A 25578-nucleotide genomic window follows, 5' to 3' on the forward strand; every position below is an offset into this window, starting at 1 on the left:
CACTGTTATCCCAATAAGCGGTGGATACGCGTTAATCCTGCCACCAGTCGGTCCACTTCTTCATGGGTGTTATACATCGCCAGCGAAGCCCGGCACATTGCCGGCACGCCATACCAGGCCATGAGCGGCATCGCGCAGTGATGCCCCGTTCGTACCGCGATGCCGTAATTATCAAGAAAGCTGCCGACGTCGTAAGCATGGTGTTTACCCAGATTAAACGCGATGACGCCCAACCGCTGTGCCGGACCATACAGCGTGATATCAGGCACCTGCGCCAGTTGCTCCAGCGCATAGCGCATCAGCATCTGCTCATAATCGCCAATCTTATCCAGTCCCAGCGACGTCACATAGTCAATTGCCGCGCCGAGACCGATGATGCCGCCAGTATTCGGCGTTCCCGCCTCAAAACGCCAGGGCGCTTTCGCCCATGTCGTTCCCTGCGTCAGGCTGACGGTCGAGATCATCGACCCGCCCCCTTCCCACGGCGGCATTTCTTGCAGCAACGCCTCTTTAACATACAGAATACCGATGCCGGTCGGCCCGTAAAGTTTATGGCCGGAGAAAACGTAAAAATCGCAGTCCAGCGCCTGGACGTCAACAGCATGGTGCATCACGGCCTGGGCGCCATCCACCAGCACTTTCGCCCCATGCTGGCGCGCCAGCGCAATCATGTCCGGCAGTGGGTTTTCCGTCCCCAGCACATTGGAAACATGGGTAATGGCCAGCAGTCGGGTCCGGTCATCGAACAGCGCAGCTAAGGTCTCCAGCCGCAGCGTACCGTCAGGATGCAATGGGATCACGCGCAGTTCAGCGCCTTTGCGCTCGCACAGCATCTGCCAGGGAACGATGTTGGCGTGATGCTCCATCTCGCTGATGATAATGTTATCCCCGGCGCGAATATTTTCCGTTCCCCAACTGTTGGCGACAAGGTTAATGCCCTCCGTCGTACCGCGCACGAACACCAGTTCTTCTGCGGAGCGGGCGTTAATAAACCGCGACGCCTGCTTACGCACATTCTCCATGCTTTCGGTCGCCTGCGCGCTTAACGTATGGATACCCCGATGTACCGCAGCATAGCCGTGACGGTAGAAGGCAGATTCAGCATCAATCACCTGATTAGGTTTTTGAGCGCTGGCTGCGCTGTCCAGGTAAGCCAGCGGCAGGCCGTTAACTTCACGCTGCAGTATGGGAAAATCCGCCCGTACTTTTTCTACAGGAAATGTCATACCAGGCCTCCGGGCAGTCGCTGGCCGATTCGCGCCAGCACCTGCTGTTTAAGGGCGCTATCATGGATAGCTTCCGTTAACTCTGCGGCAAACGCGTAAAGAATCATGTGCCGCGCCTCCTGCTGCCTGATGCCGCGTGATTGCAGATAAAACATCTGCTCATCGTCAATACGCCCGATCGTCGCGCCGTGGCTGCACTTCACGTCATCGGCATAGATCTCTAATTGCGGTTTGGTATCGACTTCAGCCAGTTTCCCCAACAACAGGTTATTATTGGTCATCTGGCCGTCGGTTTTAATGGCGTGTTGCGCCACGTTAATCAGGCCATTAAAGACCGCGCGTCCTTTGTCGCTGACGATGGTCTTGTGCAACTGGCGGCTGTTACAGTAGCCTTTGTTATGTTCCAGCCATGTCCGCGTATCGCAGACTTCATTTTTCACCGGCATCGCCAGACTATTCAGTCGAAGCGTCGCGTTTTCACCATTCAGTTGTGAGCTGCTGTGGTGGCGTAGTACTGCGGCGCCCAGCAGAAAACTGTGGCTAAACGCCGAGGCGTCTGTCGCCAGCAGAAGATCGTTATGCGCAAAGTGATAGCTGGACGCATTTTCAAACGCCAGTTTGATATGATGCAGTTGCGCATTGTCTGCAACGTTCATCGTCAGACGCGCGCCGGTAAAATGTTTTGCCGCTGTAAGGCTGACATAATGCTCAATAACCGTCGCTTCCGCGCCTTCCGCCAGCGCCAGATGGTGGCGATAATGCGCGGTATTCAGCTCGTCGCCATCCACGCCCTGCGTGATATGCATTAACAGTAGCGGCCTGGTCGGACGCTGATTTCGCCGTACCTGTATATACGTGACACATTGCGCCAGGCTTTCCGTCAGATGCAGAAAAACCTCGGGATGTACCGGCGCGGCAAGCGTCTGGCGCTCATCCCTGACGCTAACGTCAAATCCGCTGTTTTGCGTGCTATCACTGAGCTCTGGCATAAACCGACCATCGACAAACACCAGCCGCACGGCATCGATTTGCAGCGCCAGCGCATCACGCTGTGCGGCGCTGATAGTCGCACACTGCTGGATAAACTGGCTATGGGTTAAGCCCTCCAGCGGCGTGTATTTCCAGTCTTCATGTTTACGCGTCGGCAATCCCAGACGTAACATCTGTTGTAAATGTTGTCTTGCCTGCTCAGGTCGACTTTCTCCTTTTTCTTCAAAGAGATGCTGCCATTGCTGTAGCGCTTTACTGCTGTTCGGTAAGCCAGCCATAACCCTGCTCCTCCAGTTGTTTGACCAGAGTAAAATCGCCGGATCGGACAATTCGCCCCTGATAGAGGACATGGACGTAATCAGGCTTGATGTAGTCCAGTATGCGCTGATAGTGGGTCACGATAATAAAAGCGCGTTTATCGTCGCGTAACGCGTTGACGCCTTCCGCCACAATTTTCAACGCATCGATATCCAGTCCGGAGTCAGACTCATCAAGGATGCACAGTTCCGGCTCCAGCACCGCCATTTGCAAAATATCATTGCGCTTTTTCTCCCCGCCGGAAAAACCGACGTTTACCGAACGGGTCAGTAAATCTTCCGGCATTTTCAGCAATGCGATCTTTTCTTCCATCAGATCCTGAAAATCAAAGCGATCCAACGACGTCTGCCCGCGGTAGGCGCGCACGGCATTCAGCGCGGTTTGCAGGAAAAACTGGTTACTGACACCGGGGATTTCTACCGGGTACTGGAAGGCCATAAAAATCCCTTCGCCCGCCCGTTCCTCCGGCGACAGTTCAAGCAGATCTTTACCTTTGAACGTAACCGAGCCGCCGGTGACCTCATAATCTTCACGTCCCGCCAGAGTGGCGGAGAGCGTGCTTTTCCCGGAACCGTTCGGCCCCATAATGGCATGAACTTCGCCGGGGCGAATCTCCAGATTCAGGCCACGCAAAATCGCTTTTTCTTCCACACTGACCTGTAAATCTTTAATGCTTAACATGGTTTTTCCTTCATCATTAACCGACGCTGTGCTCAAGGCTAATCGCCAGCAGTTTTTGCGCTTCAACGGCGAACTCCAGCGGTAGTTCCGAGAAAACGTCTTTGCAGAAACCGTTGACGATCATCGAAATAGCGTCTTCTTCGCTGATACCGCGTTGCAAACAATAGAAAAGCTGATCTTCACCGATGCGTGATGTTGTCGCTTCGTGCTCCAGCTGCGCGCTGTTATTGCGGCATTCAACATACGGGAACGTATGCGCGCCGCAGTCCGCGCCAATCAACATGGAGTCGCATTGGGTGAAATTTCGGGCGTTGGTCGCCGTCGGCATAATTTTTACCAGCCCACGGTAGCTGTTCTGGCTGTGGCCGGCGGAAATGCCTTTTGAGATAATGGTTGAGCGCGTGCTTTTACCGATATGGATCATTTTGGTGCCGGTGTCAGCCTGCTGATGTCCACTGGTCAGCGCAACGGAATAGAACTCGCCGATAGAATTATCACCGCGCAGAATGCAGCTCGGGTATTTCCAGGTAATCGCCGAACCGGTTTCCGACTGGGTCCACGACATCTTGCTGTTTTCCCCTTCGCACAACGCCCGCTTGGTCACAAAGTTCAGAATGCCGCCCGTGTTGTTGTCGCCCGGGAACCAGTTTTGTACGGTGGAATATTTTACTTCAGCATCTTTATGGATGATGACTTCCACTACCGCGGCGTGGAGCTGATAACTGTCGCGTACGGGCGCGGAGCAGCCTTCGATATAACTCACATAGCTGCCTTCATCCGCCACCAGAATCGTGCGCTCAAACTGACCGGTTTTCTCGGCGTTAATGCGAAAATAGGTGGATAACTCCATTGGGCAACGCACGCCTTTGGGAACATAGATAAATGTCCCATCGGAAGCGACTGCCGCATTCAGCGCGGCAAAAAAGTTATCGTTCCCCGGCACGACGGTGCCAAGATATTTCCTGACCAGGTCAGGGTGATCGTGTATCGCTTCGCCAAAAGAACAGAAAATAATGCCCTGTTCCGCCAGTTTTTCACGGTATGTGGTCGCTACGGAGACCGAGTCAAAAATCGCATCGACGGCGACCTCTTTCCCTTCGCGAACCGGAACGCCAAGCTGCTCGAAGGCGTCTTCAACCTCTTTACTCAAAAAGGTATTCGCGCCCGTTTGCTGTACGGCTCCCGGCTGGGAAACGCAGTTATCGTCGCAGTTTCCGCATGATGGCGCAGAGTAATAGCTGTAATCCTGATAGTTCAGTTTATCGTAGTGCGCCTTCAGCCAGTGCGGTTCATCCATGTCCAGCCAGGCTCTATAGGCATTGAGACGAAATTCCAGCATCCACTCAGGTTCGTTACGCTTTGCGGAAATCGCGCGCACCACCTCTTCGCTGATGCCTTTTGCCAGTTCATCAGTGGGTAGTTGCGTGAAAAATCCTTCTTTGTAATTAAGGCGTCCGCCTGTCCAGATGCCGACCTCTTCCGTTGCTTCAGTATTACGAGACATAGTACCGCCTATACCCCAAAACTTTCGCCGCAGCCGCATTCATTCTGGGCTTTGGGGTTATGAAATTTAAATAACTGGTTCAGCCCTTCCTGCACGTAATCCACTTCTGTTCCGTCAATAAAAGGCATCGCCTGTAACGGTGCGAAAAGCTTTGCGCCTTCGGCTTCAAAAACCAGATCGTCTTTATCCGGCTCCCGAACGGTATCCAGAACATAGCCAAATCCGGCACATCCCGTCTGTTTTACGCTTAACCGCACGCCCAACATGCCCGGCTGCTTTGCTGCCAGTTCACGTATGTGCGCTGCCGCCGCTGGCGTTAGCGTCAGCCCTTGCCAGGGGAAGTCCTCCGGGTTAAACGTGCCTGAATGCAATTCCATAGAGTTACCTCGCGTTCTAAATCACCAGGATATAACAGCATGTTAGTGATAATGATTATCACTTCAACCCCTTAACCGCAGGGGCTTTCCAACAAATGGTTATATTGAGCGCCTTTTATTAAGCATAGACCCTGTCCGTCAGGTCATACGACAGACAAAAAATCGCTTAACATTTTGATAAGTAATGATTTATAAGACATTAACCGTTCTGACAGGTCAAAAACGAAAAGATGTATAGAAAATGACTATTTAATTAATAGGCTGTCGACATTGCCGGGCGGCGAGGTCAGAACCCCATTTTTTGTATGGATACCTGGCGTTGCGCTCTTTATAATCCGCTGCGGTTCTATAACTCAGTTTGAGCTATAGGTTTATGTAAACTCTTTCCGGCATTTCAGGTGCTGAATGAGGCAAGAGGCTTAAAATATGGTTGTTACGCTCGCGTATATCGCACTTTTTTTGGTTTTCTCGTGGGTCATCTTGAGAATTAATCAAAAAAGCGATTCCCTGTCGAAAAGCGTTTTTATCGCTATCTTTTTAGGGGCTGTTATTGGTTTATCCCTGCATTTTATTTCAGCAAATCACACTAAAACTATTATCGAATGGTACAGCATCGTCGGCAATGGTTACGTCCACCTGCTAAAACTGGTCGCTATACCGCTAATTTTTATTTCTATTCTTTCCGCCATCAATAAACTGGAAAATAGTGCCGGCATCGGAAAAATGTCGCTGACGATCGTCGGATGCATGTTATGCCTGGTGATGGTTGCCGGTTTTATCGGATTACTGACCGCTCATGTGCTGGGGCTTGACGCCAGCGCTTTTGTGCACATGCCGTCAATGTTAACTACGGAAGAAGTCAATAAGACTGCCGCGGTGTCGATTCCCCAGTTAGTGACATCGCTGATTCCGACTAATATTTTTCTTGATCTTACGGGGGCCAGAAGTGTTTCCGTTATCGGCATCGTTATCTTCACGCTAATAGCGGGGATCGCCCTGTTAAAGGTCAAAAAAGAGGCGCCGGAAGAAGGTCAGAAATTAAGCGCAGGCATTAACGCTATTCAGATCTGGGTCATGAAGATGGTACGTATCGTTATTGCATTAACGCCCTATGGCGTCATGGCATTAATGACTACCGTATTTTCATCATACCGCCTTGAACAATTCGCCAGCTTACTTGGTTTTATCGGCGCCTGTTACATCGCGATTTTTATGATGTTTATCGTGCATGCCATCTTGCTGATCCTCAGCGGTAATAATCCAGCGCGTTATTTCAGAATGGTCTGGCCCGTCTTAACCTTTGCGTTTGTTTCCCGCAGCAGCGCAGCCTCTATCCCGCTGGCCATTTCCGCCCAGGAAAAATTTGGCGTACAAAGCACCATTGCCAATATTTCCGCTTCGTTTGGCTCCAGTATGGGGCAAAATGGCTGCGCCGGGATTTATCCGGCTATTATGGTAGCGATGATTGCGCCCACCATCGGCATTGATCCGCTCTCGCTGCATTTTCTGGCCGCGATGTTGCCTGCCATTGCGCTAGGGTCTATTGGCGTAGCAGGCGTCGGCGGCGGTGGTACGTTCGCGGCGCTGATTGTCCTGTCGACATTGAATTTTCCCGTTGCGCTGGTCGGTATTTTTATTGCCATCGAACCTATCGTTGATATGGCCCGCACGGCACTGAACGTTAACGGATCGATGATGTCAGGTGTGCTGGCTAACCGTATTTTGAATAATCATACGGCTGACGACATGCCAGCGGTTATTGACAGACCTTAGTTTTTTACGCGCCCGGAAAAGAAAAACCCTTAAGTCTGTTCAATACAGGCTTAAGGGTTCCGGCCCCATCCGGCGCTTATCTCCGGCACTCTTAATGGCTTAGCTCTTGAAGGGGCATAAGAATAATCTCATAAAGAGCGCGCGCCTTTTTAGCACAAATGGCGATCTGTATTTTTTTTAAACAAAATCAAGGGGGTTATCTATTACCGGGGGACAGTGTCTGGTGAGATCGCCTGGTAACATAGCCGGATGGCGGCTAACGCCTTATCCGGCCTACACAGACTTTATTAATGCACGCCCAACCGCCAGGCGAAATAGATCTCTTCTTTCAGTTCGGTTGCAGAGAGGGTGAGGAGATCGGCAAACTCTAACTCCAGCTGTTTTAAACGCTTCAAATACTGCGCGGGAGAAAGTTCGGTTTTATCACGGCGTAAAAATTCAATCGCCAGTTGGGTTGGGTCTAAATCAGTAGACATATCATCCTCGCTTATGTGTAAACGTGCACAGTATATCACCTTTTTCTGCGCACATTTTGACCAAAAGCAATATGCATCACACTTTTATGGTGACAACGTCACACAATCGCCGTAGTAAGGCGCGAAGAACAGCACAGACGTCCCTGTTCATCAAAGATCTCTATCTGCCAGACCTGATGGCGAGCCCCGGTATGCAACGCTTTACAGACGCCTCGTACGCGCCCCTGACGCGCCGACCGTACATGGTTGGCATTCACCTCCAGCCCCACCACCTTTTGCTCCCCCTGCGTACACAGATAACCTGCGACCGAGCCGATACTTTCCGCCAGCACCACAGACGCTCCGCCATGCAGCAAGCCGAACGGCTGTTTGGTGCGATGATCGACGGGCATTGTCGCTTCCAGCGTATCGTCCCCAATACGCTCAAAGCGGATATCAAGCAGGCCAACCATATTCCCTTCCCCCATCGCATTAAGCGCATCGAGGGTCACTTCACGTTTCCAGATCAACCTATAATCTCCAGTAATGCCTGCAACGGGTGACGCACGCCCGTACCTTCAATGCGTTTAACCTGGCTTCGGCAGGAATAGCCGGTTGCCAGGCAGCGGTTTCGCGGTAGACGTTGCATCGCCTGATGCCAGGATAGCTCATAAATTCCCAGCGAATTTTTATGATTGGTGAGTTCATGTCCATAAGTACCCGCCATACCGCAGCAGCCTACGCTGACATTTTCCAGCTTCGCGCCAAAATGGGCAAAGATAGCGGCCCACTGCGCAGGCGCGCCGGGTAAAGCCGTGACTTCCGTACAATGACCAAAAAAGTACCACGGTTCGCCGCTCACCTCGACGGACAGTCTTGCATTTATTTCCTGCGCCAACCATTCATTCACCAGCAACACATGAAAATCGCCGCGCTGTTCGCCCAGCGCCAGTTTGTATTCGTCGCGATAACACAGAACCAGCGCCGGATCGACGCCCACCATCGGCATCCCCAACGCGGCGATCCGATTAAGGAACTCAGAGGTTTTTTTCGCCGTTTTCGCAAAGCGATTAAGAAAACCTTTAATATGCTGCGCCTTGCCATTCGGCGAGAACGGCAACAATACCGGCCTCCTGCCCAGTTTTTCCGCCAGGCGGATAAAGTCCGCCACGACCCGAGCGTCGTAGTAGCTGGTAAACGGGTCCTGAACCACCAGTACCGTTTTCGCTTTTTGCTCGGCGCTCATGCGCTCCAGTTGCTCAAGCGTCATGTTGGCGGACGGATGGCCCACCAGTTGCTGTTGCAATGAAGGGGCAGAAAGCAGAGGTAAATCCACCATACCGATATGTTTTTTCGCCAGATTGCGAACCACCGGTTGGTTAATAAAAAAGTTAAAGGTCTTTGGCGCACGCGCCATCAGCGGCGCGTAGGTCTCGACCGTCGCCACCAGATGATCGCGTACCGGACGCAGATAACGCGTATGGTAAAGCTGTAAGAAACGTGAACGAAACTCCGGAACATCGATTTTAATCGGACACTGGGTCGTACAGGCTTTACAGGCCAGACAGCCGGACATGGCCTCTTTAACTTCATGGGAAAAGTCATACTCGCCTTTGCGTTTGTGCCAACTATTCCGGGTGCGGGCAATCAGCGTGCGTAAGCTGGCGCGTTTTTCTGGCAACTCCTTTTCCAGCTTCAACGGATCGACGCCGCGATCGGCCAATAGACGGAGCCATTCCCGTACCAGCGTCGCCCGCCCTTTCGGCGAGTGGATCCGGTTAAGGCTAATTTTCATCGACGGGCACATCGGGCTTTTCGCATCGAAATTAAAGCACAGGCCGTTACCATTACACTCCATAGCGCCGCGCCAGGTCTGCCGTACCGCCAGCGGGATTTGCCGATCCCAGGTGCCGCGTTTTACCGCATCCACCTTCATCATCGGCGCCTCTATCCCCTGCGGTGGACAGATTTTACCCGGGTTAAGTCGATTATGCGGATCAAAAGCCGCTTTTATTTTGCGCAGCTCGCCATACAGGACTTCGCCGAAAAAGGCCGGGCTGTATTCCGCACGGAAACCTTTTCCATGCTCGCCCCACAACAGCCCGCCGTATCTGGCGGTCAGCGCGACGACCTCATCGGAGATCTGTTTCATCAACAGTTCCTGCTGCGGATCGCACATATCCAGCGCCGGACGCACATGCAGCACCCCGGCATCCACGTGGCCGAACATGCCGTAACTTAAGCCATGACCATCCAGCAGGGCGCGAAATTCGGCGATGTAATCGGCCAGATGTTCAGGCGGCACGCAGGTATCTTCCGCAAAAGGAATCGGTTTGGCAGCACCTTTCGCATTACCCAGCAGCCCTACCGCTTTTTTACGCATCGCGTAAATACGCTCAATACCCGTCAAATCGGTACAAAGTTGCCAGCCGATCACGCCCGCTTCCGCACGCGCCATCAGGCCATCCAGCCGGTGGCACAGCGCCTCGACCTGTCCGTCAATAAGCGCTTCATCGTCACCCGCGAATTCTACGATATTCAGGCCAAGCATCTCTTTATCCGGCACATCGGTAATCAATTCGCTAACGGAGTGCCAGACAATATCTTCCCGAGCGAGGTTAAGGACTTTGGAATCGACCGTCTCGACGGATAAGGCGCGCGCATCAACCATAAAAGGGGCGTTACGCAGCGCGGAATCAAAGGAATCGTATTTTACATTCACCAGACGGCGGACTTTGGGTATCGGGGTAATATCCAGCCGGGCTTCAGTAATAAACGCCAGCGTCCCTTCCGACCCCGTTAAGATGCGGGTAAGATCGAAGCGGGTCATGTCATCGTTAAAGACGTGGCGTAAATCGTAGCCTGTCAGGAAACGATTGAGCTTTGGAAAGCTATCGAGGATAAGTTGACGGTTTTCCAGGCAGGACTGATAGACGGTCTGATAGATGCGGCATGGCGTCGTCGTGTTTTCACCCAGCGTCCGGGCAAGCTCTACGGGCATTGATTGCGTGTCAAGGATATCGCCCCCCAACAATACGGCCCGTATGCCTAAGACGTGATCTGACGTTTTCCCATAGACCAGCGAACCCTGACCAGAGGCATCGGTATTAATCATACCGCCAAGCGTGGCGCGATTACTGGTGGAAAGTTCCGGCGCAAAAAAATAGCCATACGGCTTTAACGCCTGATTAAGCTGATCTTTTATCACCCCCGCCTCTACCCGCACCCATCCCTCTTCAGAATTAATTTCAATAATGCGGTTCATATAGCGGGACATATCAACAATAATGCCCTGGTTTAGCGCCTGGCCATTCGTGCCAGTACCGCCGCCTCGAGGGGTAAATATCAGCGACGTAAAGCGCGGCTCCGCCGCCAGACGGGCAAGAAGCGCGACATCCGCCGTAGAACGGGGAAACACAACAGCATCGGGAAGAAGCTGGTAGATACTGTTATCGGTCGACATTGTCAGACGGTCGGCATAGCTGGTTGCCGTATCGCCCGTAAACCCTTGCTGCTCCAGCGCCTGCAAAAAATTGAGCACCAGCTGAACGACGCCGGGTGCCTGAGAAATTTGTGGAATCATTATATTGACCTTTTCCTGCGGTCTATGTTGTGAACGGTGGCGCCCAACCCGGCGAGCGCGAGCGGTCTACGCACAGGAAGGGATGCTTAATCGTTTGCGTGTTGCGTTATTTGTTGTATCACATTTTTTTCCTGTGCGCCCAACAGAATTACATGCAGAATCGGCCTGTTAAAAACCGCTGAAATTGCTCATCATTATAGGGTGTGGTTTGCATGTTCACGTCGCGCCAACGTTCTGGCGCAAAGACAAAGGTGAAAAGTATTTATGGTAAATGTTCGTCAGCCCAGGGATATTGCGCAAGTGCTGCTATCGGTGCTGTTTTTAGCCATCATGATTGTGGCCTGTTTGTGGATAGTACAGCCTTTTATTTTGGGGTTTGCATGGGCAGGTACGATTGTTATCGCGACCTGGCCCGTTTTGCTGAAATTACAAAAAATATTGTGGGGCCGCCGCTCGCTTGCCGTACTGGTCATGACGCTGCTGTTAGTGCTGCTCTTCGTTATTCCCGTCGCCTTGCTGGTGAACAGCATTGTCGATGGTAGCGGCCCGCTCATCCATGCAGTGACCGGCGGCGATATGACGCTACCCGATCTGGCATGGTTAAATAATATTCCGTTAGTTGGCGCCAAACTGTATGCCGGATGGCATAGCCTGCTGGATATGGGCGGTAGCGCTATTATGGCGAAAGTGCGGCCTTATATCGGCACAACCACGACCTGGTTTGTCGGTCAGGCGGCGCATATCGGACGCTTTATGATGCACTGCGCCCTGATGCTGTTGTTTAGCGCCCTGCTTTACTGGCGTGGCGAACAAGTGGCGATGGGAATACGCCATTTTGCCTGTCGTCTCGCGGCTAAACGCGGCGATGCGGCGGTTCTGCTGGCTGCCCAGGCGATCCGCGCCGTGGCGCTTGGCGTGGTGGTCACCGCGCTGGTACAGGCGGTACTTGGCGGCGTCGGGCTGGCGATTTCCGGCGTGCCTTACGCTACCCTGTTGACGGTAGTGATGATCCTTTCGTGTCTGGTTCAGTTGGGGCCGTTGCCGGTATTGATTCCAGCCATTATCTGGCTTTACTGGACAGGCGACACCACCTGGGGCACCGTGCTGCTGGTTTGGAGCGCCATCGTCGGCACTCTGGATAACGTGATTCGCCCGGTACTCATCCGCATGGGCGCCGATTTACCGCTGCTTCTGATCCTTTCCGGGGTAATCGGCGGCCTGATTGCATTCGGTATGATTGGTCTGTTTATTGGACCGGTGCTTCTGGCCGTGACCTGGCGTTTGTTCTCCGCATGGGTACATGAAGTTCCGGCGCCGACGAATGAACCAGAGGAGATCCTTGAAGAGCTGGATGATATCGAGGAAGCCAACAAGCAGTCATAATTCCGTCGGGCGGCATTGCCGCCCGATGCTTTAGCGACGTTTATCAATTCAACGCACACCCCATTTTGATTCGCCCGTCTGTTCCCCGCCGCATCTCATTTCTGTCGCAAATCCGTTACAGTTTTTAAACTATTGAGACGAATCTGATCGACGCAAAAAGTGCTCATGCCTACTATTAGCACACGGTTATAAATCAACACATTGATTTATAAGCATGGAAATCCCCTGAGTGAAACAACGAATTGCTGTGTGTAGTCTTTGCCCGTCTCCTACGATGGGCTTTTTTTTTAACTTTTTTCGCCGCATTGTTACATAAGCCAGCTCCCGTTTCCCTTCAACACCGCGATATCTGCAACGAACAAATAATATTGCACAAAATAGTGTGATTCTGTTCAAGTCGAAACGGTGTCGGTGGTGCTATTTATAGCATCACTTTTTTCATATAAAAGCCTAAAAAATGATGAACGCGTTAGAACTACAAGCACTACGGCGTATTTTTGATATGACGATTGAAGAATGCACAATCTATATCACCCAGGATAATAATTCGGCAACCTGGCAACGATGGGAAGCTGGCGACACTCCCATCTCTCCAGAAATCATTGCCAGGCTGAAGGAAATGAAAGCCAGGAGACAGCGACGAATTAACGCCATTGTTGACAAAATAAATAACCGCATCGGCAATAATACAATGCGTTACTTCCCTGATTTATCTTCTTTTCAGTCCATTTATACAGAGGGTGATTTTATCGAGTGGAAAATTTATCAATCTGTTGCTGCCGAACTTTTCGCACATGATCTGGAGCGGCTGTGTTAGACGTAAACTTTATCGCCGCATCGTATTGATACCGGATAGAAAACCACACAATCACGACATTGACTTGTCACCCTATCCAATATGCTTCCTGCCTGTGTATACCACTGTAACGTTCAGGCGGCATCTCTGAGTCAGATAATATGAAAAATCGTTATTTCCCTACCGCTGTAGGGTTGTATTTTAATTACTTTGTACATGGCATGGGGGTTATCCTGATGAGCCTGAACATGTCATCGCTTGAACAGCAATGGCATACCAGTGCCGCAGGCGTATCTATTGTGATCTCTTCGCTTGGTATTGGCCGGCTAAGCGTTTTGTTAATCGCCGGTATGCTTTCCGATCGCTTTGGTCGCCGTCCTTTTATCATTCTGGGGACCGCCTGTTACCTGATTTTTTTCATTGGCATTCTTTATGCTCAGACGATTTTTGTCGCTTATGCCTGTGGCTTTTTAGCGGGTATGGCCAACAGTTTTTTGGATGCAGGTACCTATCCCAGTTTGATGGAAGCCTTCCCTCGCTCCCCCAGTACGGCAAATATTCTGATCAAAGCATTTGTCTCCGGCGGGCAATTCTTGTTGCCCATTATTATCAGTTTATTAGTCTGGGCTAATATGTGGTTTGGCTGGTCCTTCCTGCTTGCCGGGGCGATCATGCTTATTAATGCTCTGTTTTTATTACGCTGTCCTTTTCCACCCTATCCTGGTCGGATATTGAAGCCCAAAATCTCGCAAGCGCCTGTCACAGGCGTACATCATTGCTCCCTCATCGATCTTATCAGCTACACCCTTTATGGCTATATCTCGATGGCAACCTTTTATCTTATCAGCCAGTGGCTGGCGCAGTATGGACAGTTCGTCGCAGGAATGTCGTATACCCAATCCATCAAACTGTTAAGTATTTATACCTGCGGCTCGCTACTGTGCGTTTTTATAACCGCCCCGCTGGTCAGAAAAACAATTCGCTCTACCACATTATTGATGTTTTATACCTTTATCTCTTTTATTGCGCTTCTGACGGTCTGCCTGCATCCTCAGGCCTATGTTGTTATGATCTTCGCATTCGTCATTGGATTCTCTTCCGCCGGTGGCGTAGTACAAATCGGCCTGACGCTGATGGCGGCCCGTTTTCCACAGGAGAAAGGTAAAGCGACCGGCATTTATTACAGCGCCGGCAGTATCGCGACGTTCACTATTCCGTTGATCACAGCGCGGATTTCAGAAATGAGCATTGCACATATTATGTGGTTTGATACCGGTATCGCCGCAGCGGGATTTCTCCTCGCGCTGTTCATCGGTTACCGAAGTCGGGCTGAATCACAACATCACGCTGAAGCAGCGTCAACTGCGCAATAAATGTTAGCGTGCCAGTTGCAATATTATTGCCTTGCTATGCAAAATAAAACGTTAGCCATTATCACCGGGAAACAAAAAATGTAATTTTCGTGTTAATTATTATTCATTATCTTCACACTTATCAGAAAAATTGCGATGAGCATCACGAGTTATATGTATTAAACAACAAATACGCAGCAATTTTTATATTTCCTGGCTAACAAATGAAATGCTATCAATGCAATAAACCTGGCATTTTAAACGCCATGTTATGTACATATAACGACAGTACCGAATTATAGTGTTACTGAACAATCGCTGCATGTAGTAAAGCAGTAATAAGCAGGACATTGAATCAAACCATCAGCAAGGAGCTGTGAACAAATGTCTCAGAACAAGGCTCGCAACATGCCATATTTGCTGGCTGTTATCTGCATTTATTTTAGTTACTTTCTCCACGGCATGAGTGTTATTACACTAGCCCAGAACATGACCTCCCTTGCACAGAAATTCTCCACGGATAGCGCCGGTATCGCCTATTTAATCTCTGGCATTGGTCTTGGCCGTCTGGTCAGTATTTTATTCTTTGGCGTACTGTCCGATAAATTTGGCCGTCGGGCAATAATACTGCTTGGCGCCGTACTATATATGCTGTTTTTCTTCGGTATTCCCGCCAGTCCTAACCTGATGATCGCTTTCATATTAGCGGTGTGTGTCGGCGTGGCGAACTCCGCGCTGGATACCGGCGGATACCCTGCATTAATGGAGTGTTTTCCCAAAGCATCGGGCTCGGCAGTTATTCTGGTTAAAGCGATGGTCTCTTTTGGGCAAATGATTTATCCCCTTATCGTCAGCGCCTTGTTAGTCAACCATATCTGGTACGGCTACGCGGTGGTAATCCCCGGTATCCTTTTCGTCCTCATCACGTTGATGCTGTTGAAAAGCCGTTTTCCCAGCCAACTTGTCGATGCCAGTATTGCGAAAGAATTACCCCAGATGAACAGTACTCCCCTCGTCTGGCTGGAAGGCGTAGCTTCCGTTTTATTTGGCGTCGCCGCGTTCTCAACCTTCTATGTGATTGTGGTCTGGATGCCTAAATATGCGATGGCCTTCGCCGGAATGGCGGAATCCGACGCGCTGAAAACCATCTCTTATTACAGTATGGGATCGTTGGTTTGCGTGTTTATTTTTGCCGCATTGCTGAAAAAAATGGTTCGCCCTATCTGGGCCAATGTTTTCAATGCCGGGCTGGCGACACTCACCGCTGCGGCAATTTACCTGTATCCCTCTCCACTGATCTGTAATGCTGGCGCCTTCGTGATTGGTTTTTCCGCTGCTGGAGGTATTTTACAATTAGGTGTATCGGTAATGTCGGAATTTTTCCCTAAGAGTAAAGCTAAAGTCACCAGTATATATATGATGATGGGGGGCGTAGCTAACTTTATTATTCCACTGATCACCGGTTATCTCTCTACTATTGGCCTGCAATATATCATTTTGTTAGATTTTTCCTTTGCACTACTGACATTTATCACCGCCATTATTGTATTTATTCGCTATTATCGCGTATTTAAGATCCCGCAAAACGATGTCCGATTTGGCGAGCGTTATTTCCAGTAAAAATGTTAACTATGCGCAACAGGCATGCGCCCTGCTCTGCACTGTCCACTTATTAAGGAGTATAAAATGGATGTTACCGCAAAATATGAATTAATTGGTCTTATGGCGTATCCTATCCGTCATAGCTTATCGCCCGAAATGCAAAACAAAGCGTTAGAAAAAGCGGGGCTACCGTATACCTATATGGCTTTCGAAGTGGATAACACGACGTTTGCCAGCGCCATTGAAGGACTGAAAGCATTAAAAATGCGCGGTACGGGCGTCTCCATGCCAAACAAACAGCTCGCGTGTGAGTATGTCGATGAATTAACGCCAGCGGCAAAACTGGTTGGCGCTATCAACACCATTGTTAACGATGACGGCTATCTACGCGGCTACAACACGGATGGTACGGGCCATATTCGGGCAATTAAAGAAAGCGGTTTCGATATTCGGGGAAAAACCATGGTGCTGCTCGGCGCGGGAGGCGCGGCTACCGCCATTGGCGCCCAGGCAGCCATTGAAGGCATTAAGGAAATTAAACTGTTTAACCGTAAAGATGACTTTTTCGAAAAAGCGGTTGCCTTTGCGAAGCGGGTGAATGAAAACACCGATTGCGTCGTTACCGTCACCGATCTTGCCGATCAGCACGCTTTTACTGAAGCGCTTGCCAGCGCAGATATTCTGACGAACGGCACCAAAGTTGGCATGAAACCATTGGAGAACGAATCCCTGATCGGCGATGTTTCCCTGCTCCGCCCTGAATTGCTGGTCACCGAATGTGTTTATAATCCGCATATGACAAAGTTATTGCAGCAGGCGCAACAAGCTGGTTGCAAAACAATTGATGGTTACGGCATGTTGTTATGGCAAGGAGCCGAACAGTTTGAACTGTGGACAGGAAAAGCGTTTCCATTGGACTATGTGAAGCAGGTGATGGGATTCACAGCCTGACCGGTAAAGTTATAATTGCGACGAATGACAATGAAGGGTACCAAATGAAAACCGTAACTGTAAGAGATCTCGTGGTTGGCGAAGGCGCGCCAAAGATCATTGTGTCGCTAATGGGAAAAACCATTACCGATGTGAAATCGGAAGCACTCGCCTACCGTGAAGCGGATTTCGATATTCTGGAGTGGCGCGTTGACCATTTTGCCAACGTGACAACGGCGGAAAGCGTACTTGAGGCCGCCGGCGCCATCCGGGAGATTATTACCGATAAACCCTTGCTATTTACCTTCCGCAGCGCGAAAGAAGGCGGCGAACAGGCGCTAACCACCGAACAGTATATCGCTCTGAATCGTGCAGCGGTTGACAGCGGTCTGGTCGATATGATCGATCTTGAGCTTTTTACCGGCGACGATGAGGTGAAAGCCACCGTCGGCTATGCTCATCAACACAACGTTGCGGTGATCATGTCTAACCATGATTTTCATAAAACGCCCGCAGCGGAAGAGATTGTTCAGCGTCTGCGTAAAATGCAGGAACTGGGCGCCGATATTCCGAAGATCGCCGTCATGCCGCAGACTAAAGCCGATGTCCTGACCTTACTTACCGCCACTGTAGAAATGCAGGAGCGCTATGCGGATCGTCCGATTATTACCATGTCAATGTCGAAAACCGGGGTAATATCTCGTCTTGCCGGCGAAGTGTTCGGTTCTGCAGCAACGTTTGGCGCGGTGAAAAAAGCATCTGCGCCGGGACAAATATCGGTAGCCGATCTGCGTACCGTATTAACTATATTGCACCAGGCGTAATACTTTATCGTGTGGCGGAATATTCTCTTTCTGCCACAATAAAATAAATAGTTATCTGACATGAATATGTTCCATATTCATTGAAAGCCGCTGTCTTTATTACCTTAACACGGTTATATCGATATTGCTTTCAGGGATAATAGTGGAGTAAATATGAAACTCAATAAGCCATCACGCATTAATGGCCGCGTTCCCGTGCTCTCTGCACAAGAAGCAGTAAATTATATCCCGGACGAGGCCACTTTATGTATTCTGGGCGCAGGCGGCGGCATTCTCGAAGCGACAACATTAATTACCGCACTGGCAGATAAATATAAAACAACCCAGTCACCACGAGATTTATCTATTATTAGCCCTACCGGATTAGGTGACCGCGCCGATCGCGGCATCAGCCCGCTGGCGCAGGAGGGATTGGTAAAATGGGCGCTATGCGGACATTGGGGGCAATCTCCCCGTATTTCTGAACTGGCTGAACAAAATAAAATCGCCGCCTATAACTACCCACAAGGCGTATTAACCCAGACGCTGCGCGCCAGTGCCGCACACCAGCCGGGTATTCTGAGCGATATCGGTATTGGTACCTTTGTCGACCCTCGCCAACAGGGCGGAAAATTAAACGACGTGACTAAAGAAGATCTCATTAAGTTGGTAGAGATCGATAATAAAGAATATCTCTATTATAAAGCGATAGCGCCTAATGTGGCTTTTATCCGCGCCACCACCTGCGACAGCGAAGGCTATGCATCATTTGAAGATGAGGTGATGTATCTTGATGCGCTGGTGATCGCCCAGGCCGTTCACAATAATGGCGGTATTGTAATGATGCAGGTGCAGAAAATGGTAAAAAAAGCCACGCTGCATCCAAAATCCGTGCGTATTCCCGGCTATCTGGTGGATATTGTGGTTGTCGACGCCGACCAGACGCAACTGTATGGCGGCGCGCCGGTGAACCGATTTATCTCCGGGGATTTTACTCTTGATGACAGTACCCAGCTTACCCTGCCCCTTAATCAGCGCAAGCTGGTAGCCCGACGCGCGCTGTTTGAAATGCGTAAAGGCGCGGTAGGCAATGTGGGCGTAGGCATTGCCGACGGTATTGGTCTGGTCGCTCGCGAGGAAGGCTGCGCCGATGACTTCGTGCTGACCGTGGAAACAGGCCCGGTGGGCGGTATTACCTCTCAGGGCGTGGCCTTCGGTGCCAATGTCAATACCCGCGCGATCCTTGATATGACCTCACAATTTGATTTTTATCACGGCGGTGGGCTCGATGTCTGCTATTTAAGTTTTGCCGAAGTGGATCAACACGGTAATGTCGGTGTACATAAATTCAACGGCAAAATTATGGGCACCGGCGGGTTTATCGATATTAGCGCAACGTCGCAAAAAATTATTTTCTGCGGAACTCTGACGGCCGGAAGTTTAAAAACTGAAATTACCGATGGCAAATTAAATATTCTGCAGGAAGGTCGCGTGAAAAAATTCGTCAGCGAACTGCCGGAAATTACGTTCAGTGGAAAAATTGCGCTTGAGCGCGGGTTAGACGTGCGTTACATCACTGAACGTGCGGTTTTCACTCTCAAACAAGATGGCCTGCATTTAATTGAAATTGCGCCTGGCGTCGATCTGCAGCGGGATATTCTTGACAAGATGGATTTTTCACCGGTTATCTCACCAGATTTAAAACTGATGGACACAAGATTATTTACCGATAGCACTATGGGATTCACGCTTCCTGACGCAACACATTAAAAGGAGTACAAATATGGATTTTTCATTAACTGAAGAACAAGAACTATTACTGGCCAGTATTCGCGAGTTAATCACCAGCAATTTTCCGGAAGAGTATTTCCGTACCTGCGATCAAACGGGCACCTATCCCAAAGAATTTATGCAGGCGCTGGCGGAAAACGGTATTTCGATGCTGGGCGTCCCGGAAGAATTCGGCGGCATTCCGGCTGACTATGTAACGCAAATGCTGGCGCTGATGGAAATCTCAAAATGCGGCGCTCCGGCCTTTTTGATTACCAACGGCCAATGCATTCACAGTATGCGCCGTTTTGGTTCCGCAGAACAACTGCGTAAAACAGCAGAAAGTACTCTGGCCACCGGCGATCCAGCATATGCGCTAGCTTTAACAGAACCTGGCGCGGGATCTGATAATAATAGCGCCACAACAACCTGGACGCGTAAAAACGGCAAGGTTTATCTTAACGGCCAAAAAACATTTATCACCGGTGCAAAAGAATATCCTTACATGCTGGTTCTGGCGCGCGATACGGAGCCAAAAGATCCTAAAAAAGCGTTCACGCTTTGGTGGGTGGACTCAAATAAACCGGGCATAAAGATTAATCCGCTGCACAAAATTGGCTGGCACATGTTGAGTACATGCGAAGTTTATCTCGATAATGTCGAGGTGGACGAAAGCGACCGGGTCGGTGAAGAAGGCATGGGTTTCCTCAATGTCATGTACAATTTTGAAATGGAGCGTTTGATTAATGCGGCGCGCAGTACAGGTTTCGCCGAATGCGCATTTGAAGATGCCGCCCGTTACGCCAACCAGCGTATCGCCTTTGGTAAACCCATCGGCCATAACCAGATGATCCAGGAAAAGCTGGCGTTAATGGCCATCAAAATCGAAAACATGCGCAATATGGTGTTGAAAGTCGCCTGGCAGGCCGATCGGGAAGAGTCACTGCGTACCAGCGCCGCGCTGGCTAAACTGTACTGCGCACGCACAGCGATGGAAGTGATTGACGATGCGATTCAGATTATGGGTGGGCTTGGTTATACTGACGAAGCCCGTGTCTCCCGCTTCTGGCGCGATGTTCGCTGCGAACGTATCGGTGGCGGCACGGATGAAATAATGATCTATGTGACAGGACGCCAAATTCTGAAAGACTATCAGAACAAGTAAGGATCGTACCGGAACGTCTTATTCGGCCTGACTGCTTTACGGCATCAGGCCGAATAAATCAGATAAATTTCGCCGTCAGGTATTTGGCAGCAAATACGCCTGCTCAACCAGGCTATTTTTAAATTGCTTACGATAATCGTTGGGAGAACATCCTACATGCCGCATAAACAATTTGGCAAAATGGTCCACATTTTCATATCCTACCCGCCATGAAATTTCTGCCAGTGGCGACTCAGTGTTTGTCAGCGCAAACTTGGCCTCGGTCATACGTCGTTGAATAACATAGTTGATAGGGGATATATGATATTCCTTGGCAAATTCATGGCATATATAACTGACGCTGGCGCGAAATTTTTTCGATAGCTGGTCAAGCGTGATTTTTTCACGATAATTATTATTGAGATAAACAAGTACATCCTTAATTAATACATCTTTTTTAATGTAGCCTTGTTCAGAACGATAGGCATTTTTAAAATTTTCATAATAAAGCGCGGTCAGAGTGTAAGCAAATGCATCGTATACAGAGGAAGCCAATACGTTTTTCCCCTGCGGAAGTAACACGCTTAATTCATTAAAGATACTTTTAATGACCTCTTTCCCCTGAACCACGGAAACCACCGGACAGGAATGACTCTGCAATAGTTGGTTTTCTTCCCAACCTGGAAAACAAAACCCATACAGCGCACAGGTATAGGTGGTAGCCGGCGAATTGCTGTCGGATGCTACAGCGTGTAGCCGCCCCCGCTCAACGACGACAATATCGTCCGCATGCGCGACGTAGAGTGAAGAGTCAATAATTAACCTGGCTATCCCTTTTTTGACGTAAATAAGCTCTGTTTCATTATCATGCATATGATGGCCAGACTCCCAGTTTGGATCATCGCTAATGACAAAACGTGAAAATCGAGGGGTCTTGTCCTGTTCAAAAATCGTCTCCGCGGCGGAGTCAAAACAGCGCTGATACATAATAACCTCTGTCAGGTTTAAAAAGATAACCAGGATAAAATAAAGCGAGCGTCAGTGTTGTACAACCGTGGAGATTACCAGCAAAACAAGATTATTCGTTCCGAATGCAAGATATTATGTTCTTTTGCAGACAGCTCAGATTACCTGTCGATAGCGTATTACCAGACAAAAATACATAGCCGACATATCTTTGATGTTTTCTTTTAACCTCACAGAAACAACATCGCACGTTTCATGTTAAAAAATGATGATATGCTTCGCACTTATTATTCTCACTACCGTATTTATATTTTTATGACACCCTTTTCAGATGTTTGCTAACGATTCTCTGTTCGCAGATTTTTCGTGCAAGATTGTTGGCAAGGAAAACAGATTGACCCATCGAAAACCTCTTCAGACTGCCGCAGACTATTTTCAGTCAGATTTACGTTACTTATCCGCACGCGACTCACTGGAGATGCAATGAAAATAATAACCTGCTTTAAGTTGGTGCCTGAAGAACAGGACATTACCGTGACCCCGGAGCATTCGCTCAATTTTGATCGTGCCGAGGCCAAAATCAGCCAGTTTGATTTAAATGCAATTGAGGCCGCCGCGCAGTTAGCTGGCGATGGCGACGAGATCGCCGCGCTCACCGTCGGCGGCTCTCTGTTACAAAATTCAAAAGTCCGCAAAGATGTGTTATCCCGCGGGCCGGATGCGCTTTTTATGGTTCAGGATGCGCAACTGGAGCACGCCCTGCCCAAAGAAACCGCGCTGGCGCTAGCATCCGCGGCGGAGAAAATCGGCTTTGACCTGCTGCTCTTTGGAGAGGGCTCCGGCGATATTTATGCCCAACAGGTGGGCCTGCTGACTGGCGAACTCCTGAAACTCCCCGTCATCAACGCAGTAAGCCATATTCAACGCGACGGCGACAAAATCATCGTTGAACGCACACTGGAAGAAGACGTTGAAATTATCGAGCTCACGCTGCCCGCGGTGCTTTGCGTGACCTCAGATATTAACGTTCCACGCATCCCGTCAATGAAAGCCATTCTCGGCGCCGGGAAAAAAGCCGTTACGTCGTGGCTGGCGAGCGATATCCACTGGACCCCAACCACGCCAATGGCGGAACTGGTCGCCATCTCGGTACCGCCGCAGACAGAACGCAAGCATATCATTCTCGATAACGATTCGCCGGAAGCCATTACCGCACTGGCCGACCATTTGAAAAAATCCCTGAACTAAGCCCAACGGAGAAAAATTATCATGAATCATTTAGCTAACGTATGGGTATTTAGCGATAACGTAGAGCGTTATGCCGAATTAATGACCGGCGCGCGGCAGTGGGGAGAAAAAGTTTACGCCATCGTGCAAGGAAACACGGAGATCGACTACGTGAAAGCGCTTGGCGCTGATGAGATAGTCATTCTTGAATCGCATACGGATTTGCAGCGCGTGGAAAACTATGCCGAAACGCTGGCCTCGTTATTAGGCGACCAAAATGGGCTGCTGCTCATGGCGGCGACCAAGCGCTGTAAAGCGCTGGGCGCCCGGCTGAGCATCCAGCTTGACGCCGTGATGGTGAACGACGCGACGTCTATTGACCTCCTCGACGGGACGCTACACGCAGAGCATCGCATGTACGGCGGACTTGCTTTCGGCAAAGAGAAATTAAACAGCCCGCAGGCGATTATTACGCTGGCACCCGGCGTGCTGGAACCCGCCGCCCCTCTCCCCGGTCATACTTGCCCGCAGACCACGCTGGCATATATTGCCCCACGCCACGAGGTATTGTGCCAGCAGCGGCGCGCGAAATCGTTAAGCAGCGTCGATTTGAGCAAAGCCAAACGGGTCATCGGCGTAGGACGAGGCCTGGCGGCGCAAAGCGATCTGGATATGGTGCATAAACTGGCGACCGTCCTCGGCGCAGAAGTGGGCTGTTCCCGCCCCATTGCGGAAGGAGAAAACTGGATGGAACGCGAGCGTTATATTGGCGTATCCGGCGTTCTGTTGAAATCCGATCTCTATCTGACGCTGGGCATTTCCGGCCAAATTCAACATATGGTGGGTGGAAACGGCGCAAAAATTATTGTCGCAATTAACAAAGATAAAAACGCGCCCATTTTCAATTATGCCGATTATGGTCTGGTGGGCGATATCTATAAGGTTGTTCCTGCCCTCATCGACCAGTTAAGCCGCTAATTCCTTTTTCAACGCACATCTCCCGTCGTCGATACGGCGGGAAAGGAGCATAAAGCATGTCGGATGATAAATTTGACGCTATTGTGGTGGGCGCAGGCGTAGCAGGAACGGTCGCTGCGTATGTGATGGCAAAAGCGGGACTGGATGTACTGGTTATTGAACGCGGAAACAGCGCGGGCAGCAAAAATATGACCGGTGGCCGGCTCTACGCTCACAGTATCGAAAGTATTATGCCGGGATTCGCAACGTCCGCCCCCATCGAACGTGTCGTTACCCGTGAAAAAATCTCCTTTTTAACCGAAGAAAGCGCCGTCACACTTGATTTTCACCGCGCGCCCCCTACTCCGCCCCTTACGTCATATACCGTACTGCGCAACAAACTGGACCCGTGGCTAATGGCGCAGGCGGAACAGGCTGGCGCGCAGTTTATCCCAGGTGTGCGGGTCGACGCTCTGGTACGTGAAGGCAATCGCGTCACTGGCGTTCAGGCCGGGGATGATATTCTTGATGCGAATATTGTGATTCTCGCGGACGGCGTGAATTCCATGCTGGGCCGTTCACTGGACATGGTGCCTGCCTCTTCTGCGCATCACTATGCCGTCGGCGTAAAAGAGTTGATTGGGCTCTCTCCGGCACTTATTGAAGAGCGCTTTAATCTGGCGTCCCATGAAGGCGCCGCCTGGTTATTCGCTGGCGCGCCCTCCAACGGGCTCATGGGCGGCGGGTTTCTTTATACCAACCGCGATTCGGTTTCTCTGGGGCTGGTATGTGGCCTGGGCGACATTGCTCACGCGACCAAAAGCGTACCGCAAATGCTGGAAGATTTTAAACAGCATCCGGCAATACGCCCTTTGATTCAGGGGGGAACGCTGCTTGAATACTCCGCTCATATGGTGCCCGAAGGCGGCATAGCAATGATGCCGGAGCTGGCAAATGACGGCGTGATGATTGTCGGCGACGCCGCCGGTCTTTGCCTGAATCTCGGTTATACCGTCCGCGGCATGGATTTAGCCATCGCGTCCGCGCAAGCGGCCGCTCAAACCGCCATTGACGCTAAAGCGCGGCAAGATTTTTCCGCCACGAGTCTTGCCGGTTACAAACGCGCGCTGGAGAAAAACGGCGTGTTACGCGATATGCGGCATTTCCGCAAACTCCCCGGATTAATGGAAAACCCACGGCTTTTTACCGAGTACCCGCGAATGGCGGCAAACATTGTGGGCGATCTGTTCACCGTTGATGGCGGTCCAGTCCCACCGTTGCGTAAAACTATCCTGTCACATGCGAAAAAAATTGGACTGGTGAATCTATTAAAAGACGGCATAAAAGGGGCTACGGCATTATGAGTTCGGACAATAAGGTGAATGTTGACGTCAAATTGGGCGTAAATAAATTTTACGTAGATGAAGGACACCCACATATCATTTTGCGCTCCTCGCCTGACATGCAGGAGTTTAATAAATTAATAAAAGCCTGCCCTGCCGGACTCTATAAGCTGGACGATGCGGGAAATATTCATTTTGACTCCGCGGGCTGCCTGGAATGCGGGACCTGCAGGGTTCTCTGCGGCAATACTCTTCTCGAAAAATGGGAATACCCGGCGGGAACGTTCGGCGTTGAGTTTCGCTACGGCTGACGCTCTGAAACACCGGATAACGACGCTACGGCGTCTTATTCGGCTTGCCCCCGGAGATTACGTCATTTGTATTAATAGAGAACAAGT

Annotated in this window: 22 protein-coding genes and 1 other RNA gene; 14 read left to right on the forward strand and 9 right to left on the reverse strand. The window is 50.4% G+C overall.

The window, feature by feature from the left end; genetic code table 11:
- Positions 1-5: 5 nt before the first annotated feature.
- Genes sufS through sufA form a run of 5 tightly spaced genes read right to left on the reverse strand, consistent with a single transcriptional unit; the run spans position 6 to position 5096 of the window.
- Positions 6-1226: a cysteine desulfurase SufS gene (gene sufS / locus NA330_RS02045; RefSeq protein WP_000143859.1), complete on the reverse strand. Its 1221-nt coding sequence runs from the start codon at positions 1224-1226 to the stop codon at positions 6-8.
- Entirely contained in the window at positions 1223-2494 is a 1272-nt protein-coding gene (sufD, locus tag NA330_RS02050) for a Fe-S cluster assembly protein SufD (RefSeq protein ID WP_023241970.1), read from the reverse strand. The genes sufS and sufD overlap by 4 nt, the downstream gene beginning before the upstream one ends.
- Positions 2469-3215, reverse strand: a complete 747-nt coding sequence (gene sufC, locus NA330_RS02055) for a Fe-S cluster assembly ATPase SufC (RefSeq protein ID WP_000948904.1) — start codon at positions 3213-3215, stop codon at positions 2469-2471. The genes sufD and sufC overlap by 26 nt, the downstream gene beginning before the upstream one ends.
- 16 nt (positions 3216-3231) lie before the next feature.
- Positions 3232-4719, reverse strand: a complete 1488-nt coding sequence (sufB, locus tag NA330_RS02060; RefSeq protein ID WP_023241971.1) for a Fe-S cluster assembly protein SufB — start codon at positions 4717-4719, stop codon at positions 3232-3234.
- Positions 4720-4727: 8 nt separating this feature from the next.
- Positions 4728-5096, reverse strand: a complete 369-nt coding sequence (sufA, locus tag NA330_RS02065; RefSeq protein WP_000418973.1) for a Fe-S cluster assembly scaffold SufA — start codon at positions 5094-5096, stop codon at positions 4728-4730.
- Positions 5097-5522: 426 nt separating this feature from the next.
- Between sufA and NA330_RS02070 the strand changes: the two genes are divergently transcribed.
- Positions 5523-6869, forward strand: a complete 1347-nt coding sequence (locus tag NA330_RS02070; RefSeq protein WP_000261866.1) for an L-cystine transporter — start codon at positions 5523-5525, stop codon at positions 6867-6869.
- A gap of 287 nt (positions 6870-7156) precedes the next feature.
- Here the strand turns inward: NA330_RS02070 and NA330_RS02075 are convergent, their stop codons facing one another.
- The 3 genes from NA330_RS02075 to ydiJ form a co-directional block, all read right to left on the reverse strand.
- Positions 7157-7345 carry a YdiH family protein gene (locus NA330_RS02075; RefSeq protein WP_001537749.1) on the reverse strand — a complete coding sequence of 63 codons (189 nt, stop codon included), beginning with the start codon at positions 7343-7345 and terminating at the stop codon, positions 7157-7159.
- A 98-nt stretch (positions 7346-7443) separates the two neighbouring features.
- Entirely contained in the window at positions 7444-7854 is a 411-nt protein-coding gene (menI, locus tag NA330_RS02080; RefSeq protein WP_000637930.1) for a 1,4-dihydroxy-2-naphthoyl-CoA hydrolase, read from the reverse strand.
- Positions 7851-10907, reverse strand: a complete 3057-nt coding sequence (gene ydiJ / locus NA330_RS02085) for a D-2-hydroxyglutarate dehydrogenase YdiJ (RefSeq protein ID WP_023241972.1) — start codon at positions 10905-10907, stop codon at positions 7851-7853. The genes menI and ydiJ overlap by 4 nt, the downstream gene beginning before the upstream one ends.
- A gap of 264 nt (positions 10908-11171) precedes the next feature.
- Between ydiJ and ydiK the strand changes: the two genes are divergently transcribed.
- From ydiK to NA330_RS02130, 9 genes are all read left to right on the forward strand, one after another.
- Positions 11172-12290 carry an AI-2E family transporter YdiK gene (gene ydiK, locus NA330_RS02090; protein ID WP_000248614.1) on the forward strand — a complete coding sequence of 373 codons (1119 nt, stop codon included), beginning with the start codon at positions 11172-11174 and terminating at the stop codon, positions 12288-12290.
- A 182-nt stretch (positions 12291-12472) separates the two neighbouring features.
- An RNA gene (gene rprA, locus NA330_RS02095) (antisense sRNA RprA) lies at positions 12473-12580 on the forward strand.
- 167 nt (positions 12581-12747) lie between these two features.
- The gene (locus tag NA330_RS02100) at positions 12748-13107 is read left to right on the forward strand and encodes a YdiL family protein (RefSeq protein ID WP_000980455.1); all 360 of its coding nucleotides are present in this window, start codon (positions 12748-12750) and stop codon (positions 13105-13107) included.
- A gap of 140 nt (positions 13108-13247) precedes the next feature.
- Positions 13248-14459, forward strand: coding sequence for an MFS transporter (locus NA330_RS02105; protein WP_000797669.1), 1212 nt, complete (start codon positions 13248-13250; stop codon positions 14457-14459).
- A gap of 363 nt (positions 14460-14822) precedes the next feature.
- On the forward strand, positions 14823-16058 hold the full coding sequence (locus NA330_RS02110; protein WP_000081210.1) for an MFS transporter: 1236 nt from the start codon (positions 14823-14825) through the stop codon (positions 16056-16058).
- A gap of 66 nt (positions 16059-16124) precedes the next feature.
- Entirely contained in the window at positions 16125-16991 is an 867-nt protein-coding gene (ydiB, locus tag NA330_RS02115) for a quinate/shikimate dehydrogenase (RefSeq protein WP_000383488.1), read from the forward strand.
- A 44-nt stretch (positions 16992-17035) separates the two neighbouring features.
- Positions 17036-17794, forward strand: coding sequence for a type I 3-dehydroquinate dehydratase (gene aroD / locus NA330_RS02120; RefSeq protein WP_000860221.1), 759 nt, complete (start codon positions 17036-17038; stop codon positions 17792-17794).
- A gap of 153 nt (positions 17795-17947) precedes the next feature.
- Positions 17948-19543, forward strand: coding sequence for an acyl CoA:acetate/3-ketoacid CoA transferase (locus tag NA330_RS02125; RefSeq protein WP_000773595.1), 1596 nt, complete (start codon positions 17948-17950; stop codon positions 19541-19543).
- A 13-nt stretch (positions 19544-19556) separates the two neighbouring features.
- A complete protein-coding gene (locus NA330_RS02130; protein WP_023242022.1) occupies positions 19557-20708 on the forward strand; it encodes an acyl-CoA dehydrogenase in 1152 nt (383 codons plus the stop codon).
- A gap of 75 nt (positions 20709-20783) precedes the next feature.
- Here the strand turns inward: NA330_RS02130 and NA330_RS02135 are convergent, their stop codons facing one another.
- On the reverse strand, positions 20784-21674 hold the full coding sequence (locus tag NA330_RS02135; RefSeq protein WP_000284832.1) for an AraC family transcriptional regulator: 891 nt from the start codon (positions 21672-21674) through the stop codon (positions 20784-20786).
- 462 nt (positions 21675-22136) lie between these two features.
- Between NA330_RS02135 and NA330_RS02140 the strand changes: the two genes are divergently transcribed.
- From NA330_RS02140 to NA330_RS02155, 4 genes are read left to right on the forward strand one after another with little or no spacing between them, the layout of a single operon-like run.
- Positions 22137-22901, forward strand: a complete 765-nt coding sequence (locus tag NA330_RS02140; protein WP_000692096.1) for an electron transfer flavoprotein — start codon at positions 22137-22139, stop codon at positions 22899-22901.
- 21 nt (positions 22902-22922) lie between these two features.
- Positions 22923-23858 (forward strand): electron transfer flavoprotein subunit alpha, encoded by a 936-nt coding sequence (locus NA330_RS02145; RefSeq protein WP_001015880.1) that lies wholly within the window; start codon positions 22923-22925, stop codon positions 23856-23858.
- A gap of 56 nt (positions 23859-23914) precedes the next feature.
- Positions 23915-25201 (forward strand): FAD-dependent oxidoreductase, encoded by a 1287-nt coding sequence (locus tag NA330_RS02150; protein WP_023242021.1) that lies wholly within the window; start codon positions 23915-23917, stop codon positions 25199-25201.
- Positions 25198-25491, forward strand: a complete 294-nt coding sequence (locus NA330_RS02155; RefSeq protein ID WP_000093362.1) for a ferredoxin family protein — start codon at positions 25198-25200, stop codon at positions 25489-25491. Before NA330_RS02150 ends, NA330_RS02155 begins: the two co-directional genes overlap by 4 nt.
- The last annotated feature ends 87 nt before the right edge of the window (positions 25492-25578 follow it).

The organism is Salmonella sp. NW722 (assembly GCF_051702785.1).
GTDB lineage: Bacteria > Pseudomonadota > Gammaproteobacteria > Enterobacterales > Enterobacteriaceae > Salmonella > Salmonella enterica.

Coding starts and splice junctions, on each gene's coding strand:
- sufA (WP_000418973.1), bottom strand. CDS start 5,096: ATGGAATTGCATTCAGGCACGTTTAACCCGGAGGACTTCCCCTGGCAA.
- NA330_RS02150 (WP_023242021.1), top strand. CDS start 23,915: ATGTCGGATGATAAATTTGACGCTATTGTGGTGGGCGCAGGCGTAGCA.
- NA330_RS02125 (WP_000773595.1), top strand. CDS start 17,948: ATGAAACTCAATAAGCCATCACGCATTAATGGCCGCGTTCCCGTGCTC.
- NA330_RS02070 (WP_000261866.1), top strand. CDS start 5,523: ATGGTTGTTACGCTCGCGTATATCGCACTTTTTTTGGTTTTCTCGTGG.
- NA330_RS02100 (WP_000980455.1), top strand. CDS start 12,748: ATGATGAACGCGTTAGAACTACAAGCACTACGGCGTATTTTTGATATG.
- NA330_RS02145 (WP_001015880.1), top strand. CDS start 22,923: ATGAATCATTTAGCTAACGTATGGGTATTTAGCGATAACGTAGAGCGT.
- ydiK (WP_000248614.1), top strand. CDS start 11,172: ATGGTAAATGTTCGTCAGCCCAGGGATATTGCGCAAGTGCTGCTATCG.
- ydiB (WP_000383488.1), top strand. CDS start 16,125: ATGGATGTTACCGCAAAATATGAATTAATTGGTCTTATGGCGTATCCT.
- NA330_RS02135 (WP_000284832.1), bottom strand. CDS start 21,674: ATGTATCAGCGCTGTTTTGACTCCGCCGCGGAGACGATTTTTGAACAG.
- NA330_RS02155 (WP_000093362.1), top strand. CDS start 25,198: ATGAGTTCGGACAATAAGGTGAATGTTGACGTCAAATTGGGCGTAAAT.
- sufS (WP_000143859.1), bottom strand. CDS start 1,226: ATGACATTTCCTGTAGAAAAAGTACGGGCGGATTTTCCCATACTGCAG.
- NA330_RS02075 (WP_001537749.1), bottom strand. CDS start 7,345: ATGTCTACTGATTTAGACCCAACCCAACTGGCGATTGAATTTTTACGC.
- NA330_RS02140 (WP_000692096.1), top strand. CDS start 22,137: ATGAAAATAATAACCTGCTTTAAGTTGGTGCCTGAAGAACAGGACATT.
- sufD (WP_023241970.1), bottom strand. CDS start 2,494: ATGGCTGGCTTACCGAACAGCAGTAAAGCGCTACAGCAATGGCAGCAT.
- ydiJ (WP_023241972.1), bottom strand. CDS start 10,907: ATGATTCCACAAATTTCTCAGGCACCCGGCGTCGTTCAGCTGGTGCTC.
- NA330_RS02105 (WP_000797669.1), top strand. CDS start 13,248: ATGAAAAATCGTTATTTCCCTACCGCTGTAGGGTTGTATTTTAATTAC.
- NA330_RS02110 (WP_000081210.1), top strand. CDS start 14,823: ATGTCTCAGAACAAGGCTCGCAACATGCCATATTTGCTGGCTGTTATC.
- aroD (WP_000860221.1), top strand. CDS start 17,036: ATGAAAACCGTAACTGTAAGAGATCTCGTGGTTGGCGAAGGCGCGCCA.
- NA330_RS02130 (WP_023242022.1), top strand. CDS start 19,557: ATGGATTTTTCATTAACTGAAGAACAAGAACTATTACTGGCCAGTATT.
- sufB (WP_023241971.1), bottom strand. CDS start 4,719: ATGTCTCGTAATACTGAAGCAACGGAAGAGGTCGGCATCTGGACAGGC.
- sufC (WP_000948904.1), bottom strand. CDS start 3,215: ATGTTAAGCATTAAAGATTTACAGGTCAGTGTGGAAGAAAAAGCGATT.